This window comes from Fulvivirga kasyanovii (assembly GCF_009711405.1).
GTDB lineage: Bacteria > Bacteroidota > Bacteroidia > Cytophagales > Cyclobacteriaceae > Fulvivirga > Fulvivirga kasyanovii.
Window position 1 is genome coordinate 1 of sequence record NZ_SMLW01000007.1, and the last position, 215, is coordinate 215.

Below are 215 nucleotides of genomic sequence, written 5' to 3' on the forward strand. Positions count from 1 at the left end.
CTGGAGGAGTTTGGAGGCAAAGGTGAGCTGCCTGAAATAGCAACTCAAGCCACCACGATAGAAGAGAAAGAAGCTGCCCCTGAGATGGATACCTCCCTGATCTGCTCATCAGTAGGAAGGCCTTCCGGTAACTCGAAGAAGGAAGAGCTCCAAAGGGAGAAGATCAACTATGCTGATGATGTGATATTGATCCAGGACAGGTTGCTGGAGCTTGG

General features: G+C 50.2%; 1 protein-coding gene. It reads left to right on the forward strand.

The genetic code is table 11. The features are described from left to right. Positions 1–215: hypothetical protein (locus E1163_RS29950; protein WP_185155849.1), on the forward strand; the 215-nt coding region annotated here is incomplete at both ends.